Origin of the sequence: Streptomyces sp. NBC_00669 (genome assembly GCF_036226785.1) — a bacterium.
In the GTDB taxonomy this organism is placed as follows: domain Bacteria; phylum Actinomycetota; class Actinomycetes; order Streptomycetales; family Streptomycetaceae; genus Actinacidiphila.
Window position 1 is genome coordinate 1,537,073 of record NZ_CP109018.1, and the last position, 19,970, is coordinate 1,557,042.

A 19,970-nucleotide genomic window follows, 5' to 3' on the forward strand; every position below is an offset into this window, starting at 1 on the left:
GTCCTCACGCCTCGGTGCCTTCGGGGTCGGCGAGCCAGAGCCCGTCGGGCAGTTGCCGCTCCGGGTCCTCCCAGACGAGCGCGGGACGGGCCGGGTACTTCGCCGGGTCCGCGTAGGCGTCGACCCGGAAGCGCCGCACCCTTTCGTGCAGGCCGTCGAGCGGCCCGGCGGGGCCGACCGGATCGAGCCTCGGCGCGTGGTCGTACCCGTCCGCGTTCCGGTCCCACAGCACCACCGGCACGCCCAGTACCAGGCAGGCGCGCAGCACCGTGTCGCGGTGGCCGCGGGGGCCGTGGATCACCACCCGTCCGCAGTCCCGGTCCTGCTTCAGCCGGACGATCGCCGACTTCGGGTCGGTGGCGCGCCCGTCGACCACCAGGGGTTCGGCGAGCGCGCGGTCGGCCCAACGGCGGGCGAGCGCCGAGGCGTTGCGGCGTACGGCCTTGCAGCGCAGCACCACGTGGTGCTCCTCCCCCAGCGGTGCGGCCAGGCCGTCGCCGGGGTCGGCGCCGTCCCACTCGTCCACGGGCAACTGGAGCTGCGCGTCGTCCACCCAGACCTCGACCAGTGCCGTGTCGCCCTCGCCGCCGTCCGCCGCCTGCCGGACGAGCCGGGCGATCACCGCGGCGGGCAGGGCCCGGTCGGGGCCGGTCTCCACCCGCGCCGGGGTGCCGTCCGCCCGGGTCCGCCACAGCGCGCAGCGGAAGTGGTGGTCCGGGTCGCCCTCGCGCCGGTCCAGTTCCACCACGACGGTCCGCTGGTGCCCTTCACGCTGCCGGGCCGCCCACTCGGCGGCGTCCTGCCGGCGTTCGGCCAGCGCCGCGCCGGGGATGCCCAGCCGGCGCGCGACCCGGTCGTTCCAGGCGCGCAGCGCCGGCAGGTCCGCGCCGTTCGTATGGAGCGCCGCCACGTACTCGACCACGCGCAGCAGCGCCGGGACCCGGGGCGTGTCGTACGGGACGCGGGCGCTGTCCCCGCCGAAGGACTCCAGCGCCCGGACGGCCTCGTCGAGTGCACCGGACGGCAGCCGGGAGGCGCGCAGGACCGCGGGCAGGCGCGCGTACGGCAGGGCTCCCTGCGTGGCGCGGGGCAGCAGCGTCCGATCCGCGTCGCAGCGCCCGCCGAGGTGTTCCAGCAGTTCGTGGTGCTCGCCGGCCGACAGCAGCAGTGCGGCCCCTTCGCCGTGGGCGAGGCCGACCAGTTCGTCCAGCGCGGCCCGCCCGGCCCGCGTGGTCAGGGTCGGCGCGTGGATCTCCGCGAAGTCGGCGGTGCCTCGGGGGTGCCGCAGCAGGAAGGCGGCCAGTTCCTGGTAGGCGGGCGCCGATCCGTCTCGCGGGCGGTCCAGCCCGTGGAGTTCGGCGAGTTGGCCGGCGCGGTCGGCGCGGAGCACGGGGTCGCCCAGCAGGACGGCCAGCGGCTGCGCCATGCGCGCCACCAGGTGGCCGTACGGTGCCGGCGGCGCCGCGGTCAGCGCGCTCATCACGCGATCGGGCACTCCGGCCGCGGCCAGTTCGGCGCGTACGGCCTGCCACGGGATCGCGATGCCCCGGCGGATGACGTCGCCCGGCGAGAACGGTCCCGCGGGCGCCGGAAGGTGCGCCACCACCAGGCCGACGGCGGTCCCGTCCGGCAGGCACAGCGGGCCGCCGCTGTAGCCGGGGCCGAGGGCCGCGCCCGCCAGGGTGCCGTCGAGGTAGCCGAGCGGGCCGTCGCAGGAGCCGACGTCCACCTTGGCGTAGCTGTACTCCTGACCGGTGCCGTACCAGGCCACCAGGTGCTGCCCCGCCACCATGTTCCGCCAGGCGGGCGGCCGGGCTCCCGAGGGCGGGTCATCCCGCAGTTCCAGCACCGCGAGGTCCGCGAGCCAGCCCAACGCGCCGGGCTCCGCGGCACGCCGCGGTATCCAGTGCCGTACCCGTGCCCGCCGCCGCCCCGTCCCGGGCAGCGCGGCGAACGCCACGTCGACCCACGCGTCCGCGGGTTCGGCCACGGACTCCAGCGGCAGGCCCAGGGCTTCGTTGACCACGTGCGCGCACGTCAGCAGCCAGCGGCCCGACATCTGCACGGCGGCGCCCGCGGTCCGCCCGCTCTTCGCGGCGAGGACCGTGATCACCGCTTCCCGACCGTGCCCGCCGCCACCGTCCACGGGCGGCCCGAACCACCCCATGGGCTACCGCGCCCCCGGGCCGGGCGCCGCGGGCGGGGTCTCCGCTCCGGACGCGGCGGGGGCGGAAGCGGGTGCGGGCACAGGTCCGGGTGCGGGCGCGGGTCCGGGTACGGCCGCGGGCACGGCGGCGGGGGCCGGGACCGGCCGCCACGTGGCGCACACCTTCATACTCGCCTGACCGTTCGCTCCGACGATGCCCAGCTTGAGGTCCTGCCCGATCTGGACGCCGAGTTCGACGCTCACCTCCTGCGGAGGGTGGTCCAGCGCACTCAGGCTGTCCTGGACTTCCTGGAGCACCAACCCGATCGGCCGCAGCACCCCTCGCAGCGTGCCGGCGGCCAGCCTGGCGGCGCCGGCCCCCCGTCCGACCGGGACGGGAGCGCTGAAACCGTCGGGCAGGTCGTCCGGCTCCCCCTCGCCCGAAGGGGGCTGCCCGACCGGGGCAAGCTCCACCCGGACCAAGGAGTCGTCGGCGAGGCGGAGTTCGGCGAAGTCAGGCACTCCCCCATTGTGCCGCTCGCCGCACCGCCGCGCTCCGGAACCGGCGCGCAAGCGGTCAGCCGCCCTGGCCGGCGCTGCCGATCGGGCCGACCTCCACGCCGTGGCCACCGCTGTCCGTGCCGGTGGGCAGCGAGGCCTGGCCCGGCCAGCGCAGGGTGACCGACTTCGTGTCGTCAGGCGCGGTCACCCGCAGCCCGGTGATCCGGGCCCCGGTGCCGCCCGTCTTGTTGAGCGGGTAGTTGACGTTGAAGTCCACCTCCTGCCCGTTCTTGAGGCTCATCGTGGTGGCCGGCGCACCGACGCGCTTCGCGGACACCGTCCCCACGTTGGTCGTCAGGTCGACGCCGGCGAACCCGGCGAGCGTGCAGGTCCGGCCGCTGTCGTTCTTCAGCCCCACCGCGACGCTGCCGGCCGCGTCGCCGTCGATGAAGGTGTCCGTCGCCGTGATCTTCAGGTCGCCGGTGCGGCACTTGCCGACCTTGCCGCTCGCGTCGGACCCGGACCCGCCGGACGTGCTCTGCCCGCCGGAGCCGGTCGTGGCCTTGCCCGAACCGCCCGAGCCCGAGCCGCCGCCCGAGGACGACGTGCCGGTGGCCGTGCTCTGCCCGCCGGAGCCCGTCGCGGTCTGGTCGGAACCGCCCGAGCCCGAGCCGTCCGAGTCCGAACCGCCGCCCGTGGACGTCACCGTGGACGAGGACGTCGGGTCACTGTGCGCCGAGCTGTCGTCGTTGTTGCAGGCGGTGAGCGAGAGTCCCGCGGCGACGATCACGGCGGCGAAGGTGAGCTTGTGGACGCGCATCTTTTCTTCCTCGGTGTCGGTTGGAGGCTCCGGTTGCCCGGTACGAGTCGATACGGACCGGTGCGAGTCCGTACGAGTCGGTACGAGCGAGCGTTCCTGATCACCAGGACTCGGCCGGCCCGGCCGGCCGTTCCACCCAACTGCCGGCTAGGACACCCCTGTTACACACCCATCCCGGGCGCCCCACGCGCCACCACCGGCGACATCCCGCCCGCGCCGCCCCTCCCGCACCCCTCCCCCGCCCCCGTCCGGCGCGGAAAACCTGTCCGCACGCTGTGTGCCGCGACGCTCCGGCACGCGGCCGTCGACGGCCCGAGTCGGCGGTTCCCGGCCGGAGTTCCGCACCTGCCCGCGGCCGCCCCCGCTGGGACAGACCCGTGACCTGACGAATCTTGACCTCGACGACGCGGAATGCCCGCCGGGCGAAGCGCACCACCCCCGCGCCGGGCGACGAGCGCTGCGGCTACGGCTACGGCTACGGCTACGGCTACGGCTACGGCTACGAGTGCGGCTGCCAGTCCGCGCCGTCGGCCGACAGCCGCCGGGTGATCCGGTCGAACAGCTCCGTCAGCGGCTCGCCGACGTCACGGCCGAACTCGGTGAGCCCGTAGGTGACCTGGGGCGGCGTCGTCGGCTCGACCTCCCGCCAGACCAGGCCGTCCCGGACCAGCACGCGCAGCGTCTGGGCGAGCATCTTCTCGCTGATGCCCTGGATGCTCTCGCGCAGCTCGTAGAACCGAAGGGCGTTGCTCCGCAAGGAGATCAGCACCCAGATGCCCCACCTGCTGGTCACGTGGTCGACCATGTCGCGCGCGGGGCAGTCGGTGTGAAACACGTCATACGGCTTCCCCGCCCCGGCCTGCCTGAACTGCGCGCCTCCCGCCATGTATTGAGCTTACCTCAAGGTATGTCCTTACCAAAAGTTAGCCCAGGCTCCTAGCGTGAAGGCCACACAGGACATCCGACAAGGAGCTCGAAATGATCGTGGTGACCGGGGCCACCGGCAACATCGGCAGGCCGTTGACGCGGGAACTGGCCCAGGCGGGCCGGCAGGTGACGGCGGTGTCACGGCACGCGGCGGCGGTGCCGGACGGCGTCCGCCACGTGGTGGCCGACCTCGCCGAGCCGGCCGGCCTCAAGCCCGCGCTGGACGGCGCGAAGGCACTGTTCCTGCTGCTCTCCGGCGACCTGCACGCCGGCGGAGCCCAACCCGCCGACATCATCGGCGAAGCCGCGGCCGCCGGGGTCCGCCGGGTCGTGCTGCTCTCCACGCAGGGCGTGGTGACCAGGCCCTCCGGCCCCACCCGGGTCGCGATGCGCGCGCTGGAGGACACGCTGCGGGAGTCCGGGCTGGAGTGGGCGATCCTGCGGCCGGGCGGCTTCGCCTCCAACGCGCTGTGGTGGGCCGATTCCGTCCGCACCGGGCAGGTCGTCGCCGCGCCCTTCGGCGACATCGGGGTACCGATCATCGACCCGGCGGACATCGCCGCGGTCGCGGCGGCCTGCCTGCTGGAGGACCGGCACGCCGGCGGCGTCTACGAGTTGACCGGCCCGGAGGTGATCACCCCGCGCCGGCAGACCGAGGCCATCGCCGCCGCGCTCGGCTCGCCGGTACGGTTCCACGAACTCACCCGCGACGAGGCCAAGGCCGCCATGGCCCGGAGCATGCCGGCCGAACTCGCCGACGACACGCTGGACATCCTCGGTTCCCCGAGCCCGGCCGAGCTGCGCGTCAGCCCGGACGTCGAGCGGGTGCTCGGCCGCGCCCCGCGCCCCTTCGCCGACTGGGCCGCCCGCCACGTCGACGCGTTCCGCTGAGCCCGGTCGGCGGCGCCGAACCGCCCTTCGTGCACGGCGACCCACGGCGACCCCCGGCGACCCCCGGCCGCGGGTCTACCGGCCCTCCCAGCAGACGGAGTGGTGCGCGGGACGTCCAAGGAGGAGATCCCCGATCTCGTCGGGACGCTGTGGCGGCGGACCAGGCACGGGCCATGATCACTTGCGTATGCGGGCGGAGCTGCCGCTGATCATGTCGTGCGGGTCGGTCCTGCACGGTGGGTTCCGGTCAGCAGAGCTTCGGCATGCTTGCGGAAAGCGGTGACCAGACGGCTGCGGTCGCCGGTGCGCGTGGCGAGTACGACCTGGCTCGGTTCGACCCCGTGCAACGGGACGGTGGTGAGGCTGGGATGCAGGCCGGTCGCGTGGTCGAGGGGCGGCCCGATGGCCACGGCCTGCCCGGCGGCGATGAGTTCGTGTTTGTCCTCAAGGGCTTCGACCAGGGGGCCGTCGGGCGCGGGCCGCCCGTCGGGCCGGGGATCGAGCCGCCAGTAGGCGTTCAGCAACGGGTCGGACTGGCGTACGTGGGGGATCGGCTCGTCGGCGATGTCGCCGAGGGTGACCGACTCCTTGCCGGCCAGACGGTGGTCCCGGGGCACGACCAGTACCCGCGGTTCGTCGTAGAGGACGGTGACGCGCAGCTGGTCGGTGGGGAACGGCAGGCGCGTCACCACCGCGTCGACGCGGTGCTCCAGCAGCGCGCCGCGCGAGTCGTTCCAGGCGAGCAGGCGGGTGTGGACCTCGGCATCGGGATTGCGGTCGAGCAGGGCGCGCACGGCCGCAGTGATGACCAGCCCCTTGGTGTAGCCGATGGTGATGCTGCTGGGCCGGGCCGCGGCCCGGGTGCGGGCCATCGCCTCGACCGCGGCGCGCAGCACCCCCTGGGCCCGGGGCAGGAAGACCTCGCCGGCCTCGCTGAGCCGGGTGCCGCGCGTGGTGCGGTCGAGCAGGCGGACGCCCACTTGCTGTTCGAGGCGGCGGATCTGCCGGCTCAGCGACGGCTGGGTGGTGTGCAGCGCTTCGGCGGCACGGCCGAAGTGCTGGTACTCGGCGACCACCGTGAAGCACTGCACCAGCCGGAGGTCGAGGTCCACGGGTGCGGGGAAGCGTTCGGACACCACCCCACTCTAGCTGGCCTTATACGCAGTCCGTATGACATGTGTCGGAACAATCATTGGACTGCGCGCTCGTCGCGGCCGCACCGTGGTGACCATGACATCGGACCGCGTGACACCGTTTCGTATCGACATTCCGGACAGTGCCCTGGAGGATCTGAAGGACCGGCTCCACCGGGTACGCCTTGCCGGCCGGGAGACAGCGCCGGACAGCAGCCAGGGGGTGCAGCGGGAGCGCCTTGAGGGGTTGCTGGAGTACTGGGCCACCGGGTACGACTGGCGCGATCTGGAGCGGCGGCTCAACGAGCTGGGCCAGTTCCGCACAACCGTCGACGGTCTCGGCCTCCACTTCATGCACGTACGCTCACCCCGCCCCGACGCCACCCCCCTGTTGCTGCTGCACGGATGGCCGGGCTCGTTCCTGGAGTTCCTCAAGACCGTCGGCCCGCTCACCGAGCACGGCTTCCACCTCGTCGTCCCCTCGATGCCCGGCTACGGCTTCTCCGACCAACCCGCCTCGACAGGCTGGGACCCGGACCGGATCGCCCGCGCGTACGGCGTGCTCATGTGGCGCCTCGGTTATGACTCCTACCTGGCCCAGGGCGGCGACTGGGGCGGTGTCGTCGCGACCCGCATGGGGGCGCAGCGCCTGACGGGCCTGCGTGCGATCCACGTCAACTTCCCTGAGTTCCTCGCCGCACCACCGGTCGGCGACGCCCCGACCCCCGAGGAGAAGGCCGCACTCGACCAGGGCAGCCGCTTCTTCGCCGTCCATTCCGGATACCACGTCGTGCAGCGCACCCGGCCGCAGACCATCGGCTACGCCCTGACCGACTCCCCGGCCGGGCAGGCCGCCTGGATCTACGAGAAGTTCCTCGACTGGGCCCGGCCCGACGCCCTCACCCCCGACGAGATCCTCGACCACATCTCCCTGTACTGGTTCACCGGCACCGCCGCTTCCTCCGCCCGCCTGTACTGGGAGTACGCCCGGCAGCCGCTCGCGCTGACCGAGCTGGACCTTCCCGTTGGGGTCAGCGTCTTCCCGGACGAACTGACGCGTACCCCGCGCGTCTGGGCCGAGCGCGCCTATCACGACCTGCGCTACTTCAACGACGACATCCCCGCGGGCGGCCACTTCGCCGCCCTGGAGCAGCCTGGGCTGTTCGTCGAGGAGATCGTCAAGTTCGCGCGGACGGTGGCCGCATGAAGACGGTCGTGATCACCGGAGGCACGGACGGCATCGGGCGCGGCCTCGCCCGTATCCACCTCGGGCGTGGGGACCAGGTCGTGGTCGTCGGGACGGACAAGGCCAAGGCCGAGCCCGGCGCCGTGCGCGAGGGAAGCGCCGTCCCCCTGGACCCTCAGGCATCCTCCCTCGCCGACGCGCGGCGGCTCGACGACCACACCCGGGAGGTGCTTGCCCGATGAAGTGGGTCAGCTACCGCTCCGCCGACGGCTCCACGCGCTGCGGCGTGGTGCACGACAACAAGATCCACGCCGTGGGCTCGGGCCTGTTGACGCTGCTGCGCGCCGAAGGCGGGCTGGAGGCCGCGGCAACCAGAGAACCGTCTGAGATCGTCGAGTTGGCTACGGCCGACCTGCTGCCGCCGATACCGGTGCCCCCGGCGATCCGGGACTTCGCCGCGTTCGAACGTCACATCAGCAACGCGGGTAAGGCAGCCGTCGGCGACGGCAGGGTCAGCCCGGTCTGGTACGAGTATCCGCTCTTCTACTTCTCCAACCCGGCGGCGATCAAGGGACCGCACGACGAGGTCCCCATCGCCCCGGGCGCTCAGTTGTGGGACTACGAGGTCGAGGTCGCCGCGGTGATCGCCGGGGACTGCTCGAACCTTGACGCCGCCACCGCGGAGAATCACATAGCCGGCTACCTGGTCTACTGCGACTGGAGCGCACGCGATATCTCCGCGAGCGAGATGGGGTTCGTGTACGGCCCGTCCAAGAGCAAGGACGCCTCGACCAGTCTCGGCCCGTTCCTCGTCACCCCCGACGAACTGGAGCCCTACCGCTCGGGCAAAGGCTATGCCCTGCGGATGGACGGGTACGTCAACGATGAGCATTACGGCGGCGGCAGCTGGGACGAGATCCACTGGTCGTTCGGCGAGATGCTGGCGCACGCGTCGCGCGGTACCTCGCTGCGAGCCGGTGACATCCTCGCCAGCGGCCCCGTGGGCACCGGCTGCATCCAGGAGTTGTCCGGCCGCCGCCGCTACCTGGCACCGGGAGACACGGTCCGGATCGAAGTGCAGGAGCTCGGCGCGATCTCCGCACGGATCACCGCGCCAGAGCCGTCCTGACGTACCGGACGAACCGGACGCACCACAAACGATCTTGCCCCTTCCACTTGTCGGGAGACCACCGAGATGCGTCTCGCCAGCACCTTCGCTCGCGCTGACATGGATCTGAACGCCGTCCGCGAGGTCAGCCTCACCATCAACGCGACCCACCTGTTCGTCTACTTCATCCCCGAGGCACCGGAAGAGGCCGCCAAGCTGGGCGTAACCGAGTACGCACCGGCGTACTTCGCGTTCCGGTCAGCCCCGATGGGCGCGGTCCCATGGCAGGTCACACTCGCGGCCTTCTACAACTTCAGCCCGCGGTCGGTGCGGGTCATGGCAGGCGTGTGGGACACGGCGACGCCAGAGGAGTGGCAGGCCGCCCGCTTCGCAGCCGTCGATCGTGCGTTGCGGCGCGTCGACGTGAGCCTCACCGCCGATCAGATCGCCGAGGCACGATCGCTGATCGCCCCGGTCGTCGCGAGCGCCGACTACGCCGGGAAGACGATGGCTGCCGCCAACGCCTCGGTCCCCCTCCCAGCCGATCCGCTCGTCGCGCTATGGCAGCAGATCACGGTGCTGCGCGAGTGGCGCGGCGACGCGCATGTCACCGTGCTCGCCGCCAACGACCTCGGGCCGTGTGACTGCAACGTTCTGCAAACCGCGACAGGTCACTTCCCGGAAGCGATCGCGCGCGCCACCCGGCTGTGGGAGGACGAGGAGGTGGCCGCGGCGACAACACGCCTCGTAGCTCGCGGCTGGCTCAACGCCGACGGCACCGCTACCGATGCCGGCATCGCGGCGCGCGAGCAGATCGAGGTCGAGACCGACGAGCACTGCGCGGCGCTGTGGACGCCGATCGGCGACGCCGACATCCGTCGTCTCACCTCGCTCATCATGCCGATCCACGACGCGTTCACCGCAGCCAGGACATACCCCTTCCGCGTGGAGAGGGGAGACACGCAGTCCGCCGATCCGGAGGCCGCCAGGTAGGCCCCGTTCTCGTGCAACCGCACCGACCGCAAGGCGCGGCCGGAACACCGACGCTCGACGTGTGCCCGGAGACCGGCCGGGCCCGGCTCTCCCACCGCCGCGCTGAGGAGGTCTTCGCGGAGAACACCCGACTGCTGGCCCGCTCCCGCCACGCCCCGGTCCGCTCTCTGGAGCGATACGCACGGCCCGGCGTGGACTCGGTCGCTCGGCAATTCGCCGAACGCGACCCCGCTGCACGTCGCCGCACGTAGATCCGAGCGGATCAGGGCTTCACGATCATCCCGTTGCCTCTTTGGCGCGTATCTCGGTCACACCCCGGCTGACGGCCCAGCACCCGGCCCGTTGGCCGGCGCCGGCAAGGCCCCCGCCGGAACGGAACCCGCGCCGCAGCCGCACCGCGCCGCGCTCCGCACGTCACACGGCCGTACGCCCAGCGCTCGGGGCCAACCGGACGGGAGGCGGGGCGGAAGGCGGGCGGGCGGCGGGGCGGGAGGCGGGCGGGCGCGGGGGCGTACAACCGTTCGCGGCGGTGGCCGGTCTGACGGGGCGGCGGGCGATCCGGGGTCTCCGGAGGCCGTCAGGCTGAAGGGGAGTGCGTATGTCCAGACCCAGACGTTTGTCCAGACCCGGACGTTTCCGTGTCCACTCGATGACGCTGGCGGCCGCGGTCGCCGTGGTGAGCGCCGTCGTCGCCCCCGGCACCGCGGCCCACGCGTCCGCCCCGAGCACCCGGGTCCCCCCGGTGGTGGACTTCAACGGCGACGGCCACGCCGACCTGGCGGTCGGCGCCCCCGGCGGCACGGTCGGCGGGGGCGCCGGCGCCGGATACGTCTCGGTGGTCTACGGCGCCACCGGTGGCCTCGACGCCGCCACGCACGCGAGCTTCAGCCAGAACACCGCGGGCGTGCCCGGAGGAGCCGAGGCGGGCGACCACTTCGGCGCCAAGGTCCTCCCGGTGGACCTGAATCGGGACGGATACACGGATCTGCTGGTGGGCGCCCCCGGCGAGGACGTCGGCAGCGCGGTCGACGCCGGCATGGTCACCGTGCTGTGGGGCGGCACGAAGGGCCTGGCCGGCGGGACCGCGGTCGACACCGGCGCCGTCGCCGGCCGGCATACGGGTCAGACCCTCGCGGCCGGCGACTTCGACGGGGATGGCGGCGTCGACATCGCGTATCTCACCGGCACCGACATCCAAGTCCTCTCCGGCGTCGGCACGGACGGGCGCCCGGACCACCACGGCACCATCGTGACCTGGGAGGCGATGGGCAACGCCGGGATCATCACGGACGACCTGGCCGCGGGTGACGTCAACGGGGACGGCGTCAGCGACCTGGCCGTGATCGGCAGGGACGTGGAGACCCTGGACGACGGGCAGGCCCCGCTCTTCCTCGGCGGCTCGCACACCGGCGACAGCGTCGGCGGCCTCGCCTACCGGAGCAACCTCGTGGACGCCAAGGGCCACTGGCTGGAGGGCGACTCCGTGGCCATCGGCGACCTCAACGGCGACGGCTACGGCGACGTGGTCATCGGCCACACCCACGAGGGCTACTACACCGACTCGCTGATCCCGTCCAAGGGCGGTGCGATCGGGGTGGCCTACGGCGGGCCCGACGGCGAGAGCACCACCGTCGCGCCGGTCTGGCTCAACCAGGACAGCGCAGGCGTGCCCGGCGTCGCGGAACCCGCCGACGCGCTCGGCGCGGACGTCGCGGTCGGCGACGTCAACGGCGACGGCTACGCGGACGTGGTGGCCGGCGCGCCGGGCGAGGACCTCGACGGCGTCACCGACGCCGGCGACTTCCTCCTGTTCAAGGGCTCGGCCCAGGGTCTGACCGGCACCGGCTCGCAGGCGTTCAGCCAGGACTCCGCGGGCGTACCGGGCGCCGCGGAGGCACACGACCGGTTCGGCCGGACCGTCGCCGTCCTCGCCGCCACCGGCACCGACCGCGCCCAGGCAGCCGCCGGCGACCCGAGCGAGAACGCCGGGAACGGCGCGGTGTGGGTCCTGCACGGCACCGCGGCCGGCCTGACCGGCAGTCACCCCGCCAACTTCGGCGCGGCGACCATGCACACACCCGTCACCGGGTCCGCCTTCGGCAGCACCCTCGGCTGACCGCCCGCCCCGTCCCGGCCCGTCCCGGCGGGTGGAAGGGGGTGTGCGGGGGCGGGGGCATCCCTGGCGGCAGCGCGGCCGGGCGGGCGGGCCGTCCCTCGCACGTGTCACCCCGCCGGATGCCGTGACCGTGTCGGGCGCGCGCTTGGAAAGCGCGTCGGGGCCAACCCCTCACGAGTTCGAATCCCGCATCCCCCGCCGGCGCCTCACCGGGCACGACATCGTTGGCCCCCGCCCCCGCCCCGCTGCTCGCAGCGGGGGGCCAACGGCGTTGCATAGGTGCCCTGGTGGCGCTGGGCGGCTCCGGGTGGCCGGGTCAGGCGTCGTCGCCGGGTAGAACCATGCGAGCGCCGCTTCCTAGCGGAGCCCAGGCGTTGCTTGCGCCGGACCGCCTCGGCGGCCACGAGCCGGCGGCGGTCCCGCGTTCGTGCTTGCCAGGGCGCGCAGGACGTGGGCGATGAGGGTGTCGAGGTAGTCGGGGTCCGGCATGCCGAGGTGGAGGGCCATGCGGTGGTAGAGCGGGCCGTACAGCAGGTCCAGTGCCACGTCGAGGTCCGCGTCCGCCGGGAGTTCGCCTGCGTCCTGCGCGCGGCGGATGCGTTGTTTGAACGTGGCGATGCGCGGCCGGATCAGGCGTTCGCGGAGGTCGTTGGCGAGGTCGGCGTCCTGCAGTGCCTCGGCGATCAGTCCGGTGGCGGGTGAGGTGAACGGCGGGGTGAGGATGCTGATGACCTCGGCAAGCAGGGCGTGCAGGTCGGCGGCCAGGTCGCCGCTGTCCGGCGGGTCGGCTGCGACGTTCGCGGTCTGGTCGAGGAGGTCCAGCACAATGGCACCTCTGGACGGCCACCACCGGTAGATGGTCATCTTGCCCACTCCGGCACGCGTGGCGATTGCCTCGATGGTCAGCCGCCCGTAGCCGTTCTCCCGGCAGATCTCCTCAGTGGCGGCGAGGATCGCCTGGCGACTGCGCTCGCTGCGGCGCGCCGCGTCCGGCTCCTTGGGCATGCCCTCAGCATAGACGAACGAGACGGAACGTCTCGTCTTGACACTGCGTCGGTTCCTCGGCCATGCTCCGGCGAGACGAAACGTATCGTCTTATCCGTGCATCGAGCCGGACCAAGGAGGACGGCGTGACCGCCGGAACAGCCGCTCTCGACCAGGTCACACCAGCGCCCCTCCGTTCACACGCATGTGGCTGCGATCTTCGGTCAGGGTCCACGTCCTTGGAGGTTTCGTGCCCGTCGGCTATCTGATCACCGTGGCGCTCATCGCCTGGTGCACCTTCTTCGCCGTTGTCTCCCCGCGTCGGCCCGGCCCGGTGGCGAGCATGAGCTTCGTCTTCGGTCTGCTCCCCAACGAGTTGCCGTTCGTGGCCATATACGCCCTCGTGGCCTCCACCGCACTCGCCGCGGCCCAGGGTGACCTGGGGTCGACGGGCGCCCGGGCGGTGGTCGGGGTGGCCGCCGCCACCGTCGTCGGGCTGGCCGTCGCCGCGTGGCGCGGCGTGCGGTCGGACCGGGCCGTCGGGCAGGCCCTCCGGGAAGGGCTGGGGGCCGGCTGGCGGGAGCACGTGCAGGCGCCGCCGCGCCGCCACCGGGCCTGGGCCCGCATCCTGCTGCTGCCACCACCGGGCCTCCTGCGACCGCGCGGCGTGCAGCGGATCGCCAACATCCGCTACGGGGACGCCGGGCGTCGCAATCTGCTCGACCTCTACCGCCGCCGCGACGCTCCGGACGACGCTCCGGTCCTGATCTACTTCCACGGCGGCCACTACTCCAGCGGCGCGAAGAGCCGCGAGGGGCGTCCCCTGCTGCACCGGCTCGCCGGACAGGGATGGGTGTGCATCAGCGCCAACTACCGGCTGCGGCCCCAGACCACCTTCCCCGGCCAGCAGATCGACGCCAAGAAGGTCATCGCCTGGGTCCGCGAGTACGGCTCCGGGTACGGCGCCGATCCGTCGAGGGTGTTCGTGGCGGGCGGCTCGGCCGGCGCCAACATGGCGGCTCATTGCGCGCTCACCCCGAACGACCCGGCGTTCCAGCCCGGCTTCGAGGACGCCGACACCTCGGTGAGCGCAGCGATCTGCTTCTACGGCTACTACGGCCACTTCTTCGGCGAGCAGCCCGACGAGACGCCGCCGCAGGAGCAGCCCTACCGGTACCTCAACGCCGGCGCGCCGCCGTTCCTGGTCGTCCACGGCACCAGGGACCCGCTGGGCACCGTCGAGGGCGCCCGGAGCTTCGTCGGCCGGCTGCGCGACGTATCGCACAACGCCGTGGTCCTCGCCGAACTGCCCGGCGGACAGCACGTGATGGACCTCTACCACTCGCCGCGCTCCGAGGCGATCGTGGACGGCGCCGAAGCCTTCGCCGGCTGGGTCCTGTCCTCGCCCAGGTCGCCGGGCCCCACCCCGCACACCGCCACCGCCGATGCCGCCACCGCGACCGGCCCGCACGCCCGGAAGCCGGCCGGCTCCTCCTGAAAGGCGCAACACCCATGTACGCAGTCAGGCTCCACGAGTACGGGCCCGCCGAGAACCTCCGGTACGAGCAGATCACCCCACCGTCCCCCGGCGAGGGGCAGGTCCGCATAGACGTCCGGGCCAGCGGCGTCCACGTCATCGAGACGAGGCTGCGGTCGGGCCGCGGAATCGGACCTCATCCCGCCCCCGCGCTGCCCGTCGTGCTGGGCGGCGAGGTCGCCGGCGTCGTGGGCGCGCTGGGCCCGGGCGTAGACGAGAGCTGGTTGGGCCGCCCGGTGGTCGGCACCCTTGATGCCCACGGCGGCTACGCCGAGCAGGCGGTGGCCGCAGTCGAGGCTCTGCACCGCATCCCCGACCGGATGGCAGCGGACACCGCGGTGGCGATGATCACCACCGGCTCGACCGCGCTCGGACTCCTCGACGTCGCCGAGGCCGAGCCCGGGGACGTCGCGCTGGTCACGTCGGCGGCCGGCGGCGTCGGAGCCCTGCTCATCCAGGCGCTGCACCGCCAGGGCGTCACCGTCGTCGGCGTGGCCGGCGGCCCGGAGAAGGCGCGGCAGGCCATGTCACTTGGTGCCGACATTGCCGCCGACTACCGTGACCCGGACTGGCCGCACGCGGTCCACGATGCCCTCAGCGGCAAAGAGATCGGCATCGTGTTCGACGGCGTCGGAGGGACCACCGGCCGCCAGGCGTTCGACCTTCTCGGCCCCGGGGGGAAGTTCCTCCTGCACGGCTGGTCATCGGGCACGGCCACCCAGCTCACCACCGACGACATCATCGGGCACGCGAGCACCGTGATCTGGGCGATCGGCCCCCAGTTGCTGCGACGCGCCGGCACCATGAGGGAACTGCAGGCCCGCGCGATCCAGGCGGCCGCCGACGGCGGACTCGAACCACTGGTCAAGCGCTACCCGCTCGATCGCGCCGCTGACGCCCACGCCGATCTGGAGGGCCGCCGCGCGGTGGGCAAGATCGTCCTCGTCCCCGCCGCAACAGCCGCCGACTCCCCGGCCGACGCGCAGGCCCTCAGCCGCCCCGGTCGCTAGAACGAGCACTGTTGGAGACGCTGCGCGCGCCGCCCGGGCGACGGCACGCGCCGAGCCCATCCGGCGCGATCGCGGTGACGGCCGACGAACGACCCGCACGGTGCGCGCGTTGACCGTCATCGACTGGGCCTGGACTTCCCGCACTTGGCTGAGGCCGCGCGGGTGCACCGAAGCCGGCGGGAAGGTCACCCGCGAAACCGGCTACGTGATCTCGCCCCGTTCACCGGCGTTCAGCACGGCCCGGCCCACGGCCGTGCGCCCCTTCCATCGCGGGTCAGGATGCCCACGAACGCTTCTGAACCCACGGACGAAGAGTTGGAAAGCGTGTTGGGGGCAACCCCTCACGAGTTCGAATCTCGTATCCTCCGCCAGTGCCTCACCGGGCACGACGTCGAAGGGCCCCACTGCAAGGTGGGGCCCTTCGACGTTCGGGGTGGTGCCAGCGGCGCGGCCCGGTTCGGGCTGGCGGCCGTCGGTCTGCTTCCGGGTCTCCCCGTGTTGCCCCTACCGTGCAGGTGTGATCGTTTCCCGCACGCGTCTTCTCCTCTTCCTTGACGTGGACGGACCGCTCATCCCGTTCGGGGGAGACGCGGGAGCAGTACCCGGACGGTTGTCCGACGTACGTGCCACAGGAAACCGGAGCGAATCCGCTGCTGGGCAGGGTCGACCCGAGGTTCGGCCCCAACCTGCTGGCTCTTCAGTGCGCGCTGGTGTGGGCCACCACGTGGGAGGCCGAGGCCAACGAGTAACTCCGGCGCCCCTGGGGCCTCCGCAACTCCCCGTGGTCACGTGGCCGGAGCCGTCCGACGAGGCCCGCATTGGCCGGCCTCCACTGGAAGGCTCGTGCCCTTCTCAACCGGTCCGCTGGCCGCCCCTTCTCCTGGCTCGACGACGAGATCACCGACAACGACCGTGCCTGGATCGAAGCACGTCACCCCGCTCGAACATTCCTCCACCGCGTCGACCCCCGCCACAGCATCACCGATGCTGACCTCACCGCTCTCGACAGGTGGCTTCAGGCGGGGGAGCCGTCCTCCTCATGGGATTCCGCATCGTCGGTGAGGCGAGTCGGTCGCCTCCCCTCGCTTTCGCAGCCGCACGGCAACCGGGCACGTCCTGCACGGGGTGCCCCGGCATCCGTACTCCTAGACCACGTGCAGGCGGTCCTTCGCGAGATACACCACGTCGGCAGCCGGCGACACCGGGCGCGCTGCCGGAACCACGACGCCTCGCTCGTTCCCCTTGTCACCCGCGTGGGTTCGGTGGGGACGTCCGTCCGGAATCCCGAGTTCGCCACGCCAGCGACAACGATCATGGCTACGGTGAAAGACCGACGGTCACATCCTCGGGTGCCGACTCCTGTGGGGGGATGTCATGGGGAAACGCCGCGGCTTTTTCGCGGAACTGAACTACCAGGCGCAGCAAGCGGAGAAGCGCCGACGCCAGCAGGACGCCGTCGCCCATCGCGCTCATCTTGCAGCGCAGCGCCAAGCAGAGCGCGCCACGAAGGCGTACGAGCGCGCGCAGATGGCAGCTGCGAGATCTTCTGCCGCGGAGAGGAAGGCCGCGGAGCGTGAAGCCGCGCGGCTCCACGTTGAGTCCAGGCTTGCCGAGGTCGAGTCGATGAACGCCAGCCTGGCTGGCGACCTCTCCGACATCGACGGTCTGCTCGCGTGGGCGCTGGAGATGGACGACTACGTCGATCTCGATTCCCTGAAGGTCTCGGTAGTCGAGCATCCTCCGTTCGCACCCGGTCAACTGGCCGTTCCGGCCGCCGCGGTTCCGAAACCGGACGACGTGCCTGAACCCGTGTACGAAGAGCCGCCCGCGCCCGGCGGGCTCTCCGCCATACTCGGCGGCAAGAAGCGGCACCAGCAGGCTGTCGAGAAGGCCCGAACCGCTTTTGCGGACGCCCATCACCACTGGGAGCGTGCCAGGGACGCCGCTCACAGCAGCTATGTCAAAAAGGCGGCCCAGCGTGATAAGTCCGAAGAGAAGCGTGTGGCGGAACTGTCAGCGGCCGAGGAGAAGTACAGGCAGGAGTGCGAGAAGCGCGAGGCCAAGGCGTCGGCTCACAACGCTGAGGTCGCCAAACTGATCAACGATCTTGCCTTCGATGTCGAATCCGCTATCCAGGAATACGTCGGCATCGTGCTGTCCAACTCGCTCTACCCCGAGGTCTTCCCGGTCGAGCACAACCACGTGTTCAGCCTCGCGTCCCGCGAACTCTCGCTCGAAGTCAGTGTTCCGGAGCCTTCGTCCATGTCTTCGGTGAAGGCATACCGGTACGTGAAAGCGAAGGACGAGATCACTTCGACCAACCTGCCCGTTCGCGAGAAGAAGGAGCGGTACGCGAACGCGGTCTGGCAGGTCGCGGTCCGCTGCCTGCACGAGGTCTTCGAGGCCGACCGCGCCGGCAAGGTCCATTCGATCGCGCTGGCGGTCGGCGTCGACACGGTCGACACGGCGACCGGCCGCCCGACCACCGTTCCGCTGGTCTTCGTGGCGGCGGAACGTGAGACCTTCAACAGCTTCGACCTGACCAAAGTAGTGCCCCAGGACACATTGCGGCACCTCGGTGCCGCAATGTCAAAATCGCCGTTCGACCTGGTCCCGGCGGACACCAGTCGCGGCGTCCGCGTTCGGGGACATTGACGATGCGCTTCAACCCACCCCCAGGGTGGCCCACGCCGCCCGAAGGCTGGACGCCCCCGCCAGGATGGAACCCTAACCCGGCCTGGCCAGCCCCGCCACACGGCTGGCGCCTCTTCCTGCCCGACGACAGGGATGCGGACGTCGATGCCAGCAAGCCCGGGACCGGCCAGGCCACCGGGGTGCCCACGCAATCGGCGCAGGGCGCGCCGGAAGCGCGGCAGGAGCCCGCCCCGGCCGACCCACCGACTCCGCAACCACCCCACGGAGTCGATCCCGCGCCGCTGCTGGCCCGCATCGCCGACCTCGAAGCAGCGCTCGGCGCCGCGCAAGGTGGCGCCGACCTCGTCGATCTCAGTGATCAGCGCGCCCTGCAGGATGTCGGCATCTATCACTACCACCATCCCTTGGAGAACGCGGCGGCCTACAAGGACCGTTTGCGGAGTCTCGAAGGCAAGATCGACGAAGCTGTCAGGAGCGGTCGCGCGATCCTCGCAGCCGACATGTTCACCTTCGACGGTTCTCTGGCCCGAGGGCGGAAGCTGGTTGGCGACCTGTCGAAGCTGATGCTGCGGGCCTACAACGCCGAGGCCGACAACTGCGTCCGCTCGCTGCGGTCGGGGAACGTGCGCACTGCGCTGAAGCGGATGGAGTCGGCGGTCACCGCGATCGAGAGGCTCGGGGCGATCATGGAGATGCGGATCAACCCCGAATACCACGCGCTGCGCGTCACCGAGCTCGAACTGACCGCCGACTTCCAGATGAAAATTCAGGAAGAGCGCGAACACGCCCGCCAGGAACGCCGGCTCCTCCGCGAACAGCGCAGAGCGGAGCAAGAGTTGGCCGTCGAGAAGGAACGACTCGAGAAGGAAAGAGCCCACTACATCAGCGCCCTGGCATCCCTCCGTGCCAAGGGCGACGACGCCTCCGTCACGGAACTCTCCAGCCGCCTCGCCGACATCGAGAAGGCCATCGAGGCCAACGACTACCGCATCGCGAACATCCGTGCCGGCTACGTGTACGTGATCTCAAACATCGGCGCGTTCGGTCCGAACATGGTCAAGATCGGCATGACCCGCCGCGTCGATCCAATGGACCGAGTCCGGGAACTCGGTGACGCTTCCGTGCCGTTCCGGTACGACGTCCATGCCTTGTTCTTCTCCGAGGACGCCGTGACTCTGGAGGCACAACTCCACAAGGCGTTCGCCGACCGGCGCGTCAACTTCGTCAACCAGCGGCGCGAGTTCTTCTTCGCCACCCCCTCCGAGGTCCGGGAACTCCTGGCGGACAAGGTGGGCGGCCTGCTCGAGTTCACGGAGGAACCCACAGCGCTTGAGTATTTCCAGAGCCGCAACCGCTGGCCGCAGCAGAACTGAACGCGGGTCCCGGTGAACGACCCCTGTCAGGGTGTGTGGAAGATGCTTCCCTGGACGTGGGCGGCCTCGGTCTCACAGTCCACGGTTACGAGCCTCCGAGGCGGAACGGACAAGGCATGGGCGGGCGTACGCTCCCGATCGACGCGCGGCCGGACGGGGGACCGGAAGGTTGCAGTTCGGGTTGCGTTCACCCCTGTTCGGAGGGGTCCGAAGTGCATCCGCCGGCCCCTTCCCGCCCTAGTCAGGACGTTGGCGTACCAACGTGAACACCGGTAGTCGCAGTTGGAAAGCGCGTCGGGGCCAACCCCTCACGAGTTCGATTCCCGTATCCCCCGCCGGCGCCTCACCGGGTACGGCCTCGCGACCCGTCGGTGGACGACGTCAGCCGACGCGGTCCGGGGCCGCCGCGGCAGCCACCCGTGGCCGGTTCGCCTCGATCACCCGGATCGCTCCTGCCGATCACGCTCCCGAGCGGCTCCCCGAACCGGTCAATACGGTCACCGTGTGGTGACGCGGACACGCGGCGCCGGCCCGCCGCGTGTCCCAGGACGCCCGCTCCCGCACGGCCCGCCCCCCGCACGACCGGGCAC

Annotated in this window: 16 protein-coding genes and 1 pseudogene; 11 read left to right on the forward strand and 6 right to left on the reverse strand. The window is 71.7% G+C overall.

The window, feature by feature from the left end:
- Positions 1-4 precede the first annotated feature (4 nt).
- The 4 genes from OG896_RS06135 to OG896_RS06150 all read right to left on the reverse strand — a co-directional run bounded on the left by OG896_RS06135 (position 5) and on the right by OG896_RS06150 (position 4,353).
- A complete protein-coding gene (locus OG896_RS06135; RefSeq protein ID WP_329363143.1) occupies positions 5-2,113 on the reverse strand; it encodes a VMAP-C domain-containing protein in 2,109 nt (702 codons plus the stop codon).
- A 57-nt stretch (positions 2,114-2,170) separates the two neighbouring features.
- Entirely contained in the window at positions 2,171-2,668 is a 498-nt protein-coding gene (locus OG896_RS06140) for a CU044_2847 family protein (protein ID WP_329363145.1), read from the reverse strand.
- A 55-nt stretch (positions 2,669-2,723) separates the two neighbouring features.
- The gene (locus tag OG896_RS06145) at positions 2,724-3,467 is read right to left on the reverse strand and encodes a DUF4232 domain-containing protein (protein WP_329363147.1); all 744 of its coding nucleotides are present in this window, start codon (positions 3,465-3,467) and stop codon (positions 2,724-2,726) included.
- Between the two features lie 499 nt (positions 3,468-3,966).
- Positions 3,967-4,353, reverse strand: a complete 387-nt coding sequence (locus OG896_RS06150; RefSeq protein WP_329363148.1) for a winged helix-turn-helix transcriptional regulator — start codon at positions 4,351-4,353, stop codon at positions 3,967-3,969.
- 92 nt (positions 4,354-4,445) lie between these two features.
- Here OG896_RS06150 and OG896_RS06155 point away from each other — a divergent pair, with 92 nt between their 5' ends.
- Positions 4,446-5,285: an SDR family oxidoreductase gene (locus OG896_RS06155; RefSeq protein ID WP_329363150.1), complete on the forward strand. Its 840-nt coding sequence runs from the start codon at positions 4,446-4,448 to the stop codon at positions 5,283-5,285.
- A gap of 209 nt (positions 5,286-5,494) precedes the next feature.
- Here the strand turns inward: OG896_RS06155 and OG896_RS06160 are convergent, their stop codons facing one another.
- The gene (locus OG896_RS06160) at positions 5,495-6,421 is read right to left on the reverse strand and encodes a LysR family transcriptional regulator (RefSeq protein WP_329363152.1); all 927 of its coding nucleotides are present in this window, start codon (positions 6,419-6,421) and stop codon (positions 5,495-5,497) included.
- Positions 6,422-6,506: 85 nt separating this feature from the next.
- Here OG896_RS06160 and OG896_RS06165 point away from each other — a divergent pair, with 85 nt between their 5' ends.
- The 5 genes from OG896_RS06165 (at position 6,507) to OG896_RS06185 (ending at position 11,821) form a co-directional block, all read left to right on the forward strand.
- Positions 6,507-7,625, forward strand: a complete 1,119-nt coding sequence (locus tag OG896_RS06165) for an epoxide hydrolase family protein (protein WP_329363153.1) — start codon at positions 6,507-6,509, stop codon at positions 7,623-7,625.
- The gene (locus OG896_RS06170) at positions 7,622-7,846 is read left to right on the forward strand and encodes a hypothetical protein (protein WP_329363155.1); all 225 of its coding nucleotides are present in this window, start codon (positions 7,622-7,624) and stop codon (positions 7,844-7,846) included. The genes OG896_RS06165 and OG896_RS06170 overlap by 4 nt, the downstream gene beginning before the upstream one ends.
- On the forward strand, positions 7,843-8,733 hold the full coding sequence (locus OG896_RS06175; RefSeq protein ID WP_329363157.1) for a fumarylacetoacetate hydrolase family protein: 891 nt from the start codon (positions 7,843-7,845) through the stop codon (positions 8,731-8,733). Before OG896_RS06170 ends, OG896_RS06175 begins: the two co-directional genes overlap by 4 nt.
- A 99-nt stretch (positions 8,734-8,832) precedes the next feature.
- The gene (locus OG896_RS06180) at positions 8,833-9,705 is read left to right on the forward strand and encodes an SCO6745 family protein (RefSeq protein WP_329363159.1); all 873 of its coding nucleotides are present in this window, start codon (positions 8,833-8,835) and stop codon (positions 9,703-9,705) included.
- A gap of 649 nt (positions 9,706-10,354) precedes the next feature.
- Complete coding sequence (locus OG896_RS06185) at positions 10,355-11,821, forward strand: FG-GAP repeat protein (protein ID WP_329363161.1); 1,467 nt, start codon at positions 10,355-10,357, stop codon at positions 11,819-11,821.
- A gap of 357 nt (positions 11,822-12,178) precedes the next feature.
- Here OG896_RS06185 and OG896_RS06190 read toward each other — a convergent pair whose 3' ends face one another.
- Positions 12,179-12,826, reverse strand: a complete 648-nt coding sequence (locus tag OG896_RS06190) for a TetR/AcrR family transcriptional regulator (RefSeq protein ID WP_329363163.1) — start codon at positions 12,824-12,826, stop codon at positions 12,179-12,181.
- Between the two features lie 229 nt (positions 12,827-13,055).
- Here OG896_RS06190 and OG896_RS06195 point away from each other — a divergent pair, with 229 nt between their 5' ends.
- From OG896_RS06195 to OG896_RS06215, 5 genes and pseudogenes are all read left to right on the forward strand, one after another.
- Positions 13,056-14,303 (forward strand): alpha/beta hydrolase, encoded by a 1,248-nt coding sequence (locus OG896_RS06195; protein ID WP_329363165.1) that lies wholly within the window; start codon positions 13,056-13,058, stop codon positions 14,301-14,303.
- Between the two features lie 14 nt (positions 14,304-14,317).
- Entirely contained in the window at positions 14,318-15,352 is a 1,035-nt protein-coding gene (locus OG896_RS06200) for a zinc-binding dehydrogenase (protein ID WP_329363167.1), read from the forward strand.
- Between the two features lie 517 nt (positions 15,353-15,869).
- Positions 15,870-16,371: pseudogene (locus tag OG896_RS06205) on the forward strand (hypothetical protein); the annotation flags it as partial.
- A gap of 355 nt (positions 16,372-16,726) precedes the next feature.
- The gene (locus OG896_RS06210; RefSeq protein ID WP_329374591.1) at positions 16,727-18,007 is read left to right on the forward strand and encodes a hypothetical protein; all 1,281 of its coding nucleotides are present in this window, start codon (positions 16,727-16,729) and stop codon (positions 18,005-18,007) included.
- A gap of 2 nt (positions 18,008-18,009) precedes the next feature.
- Positions 18,010-19,380 (forward strand): DUF4041 domain-containing protein, encoded by a 1,371-nt coding sequence (locus OG896_RS06215; RefSeq protein WP_329363169.1) that lies wholly within the window; start codon positions 18,010-18,012, stop codon positions 19,378-19,380.
- Positions 19,381-19,970: the final 590 nt, after the last annotated feature.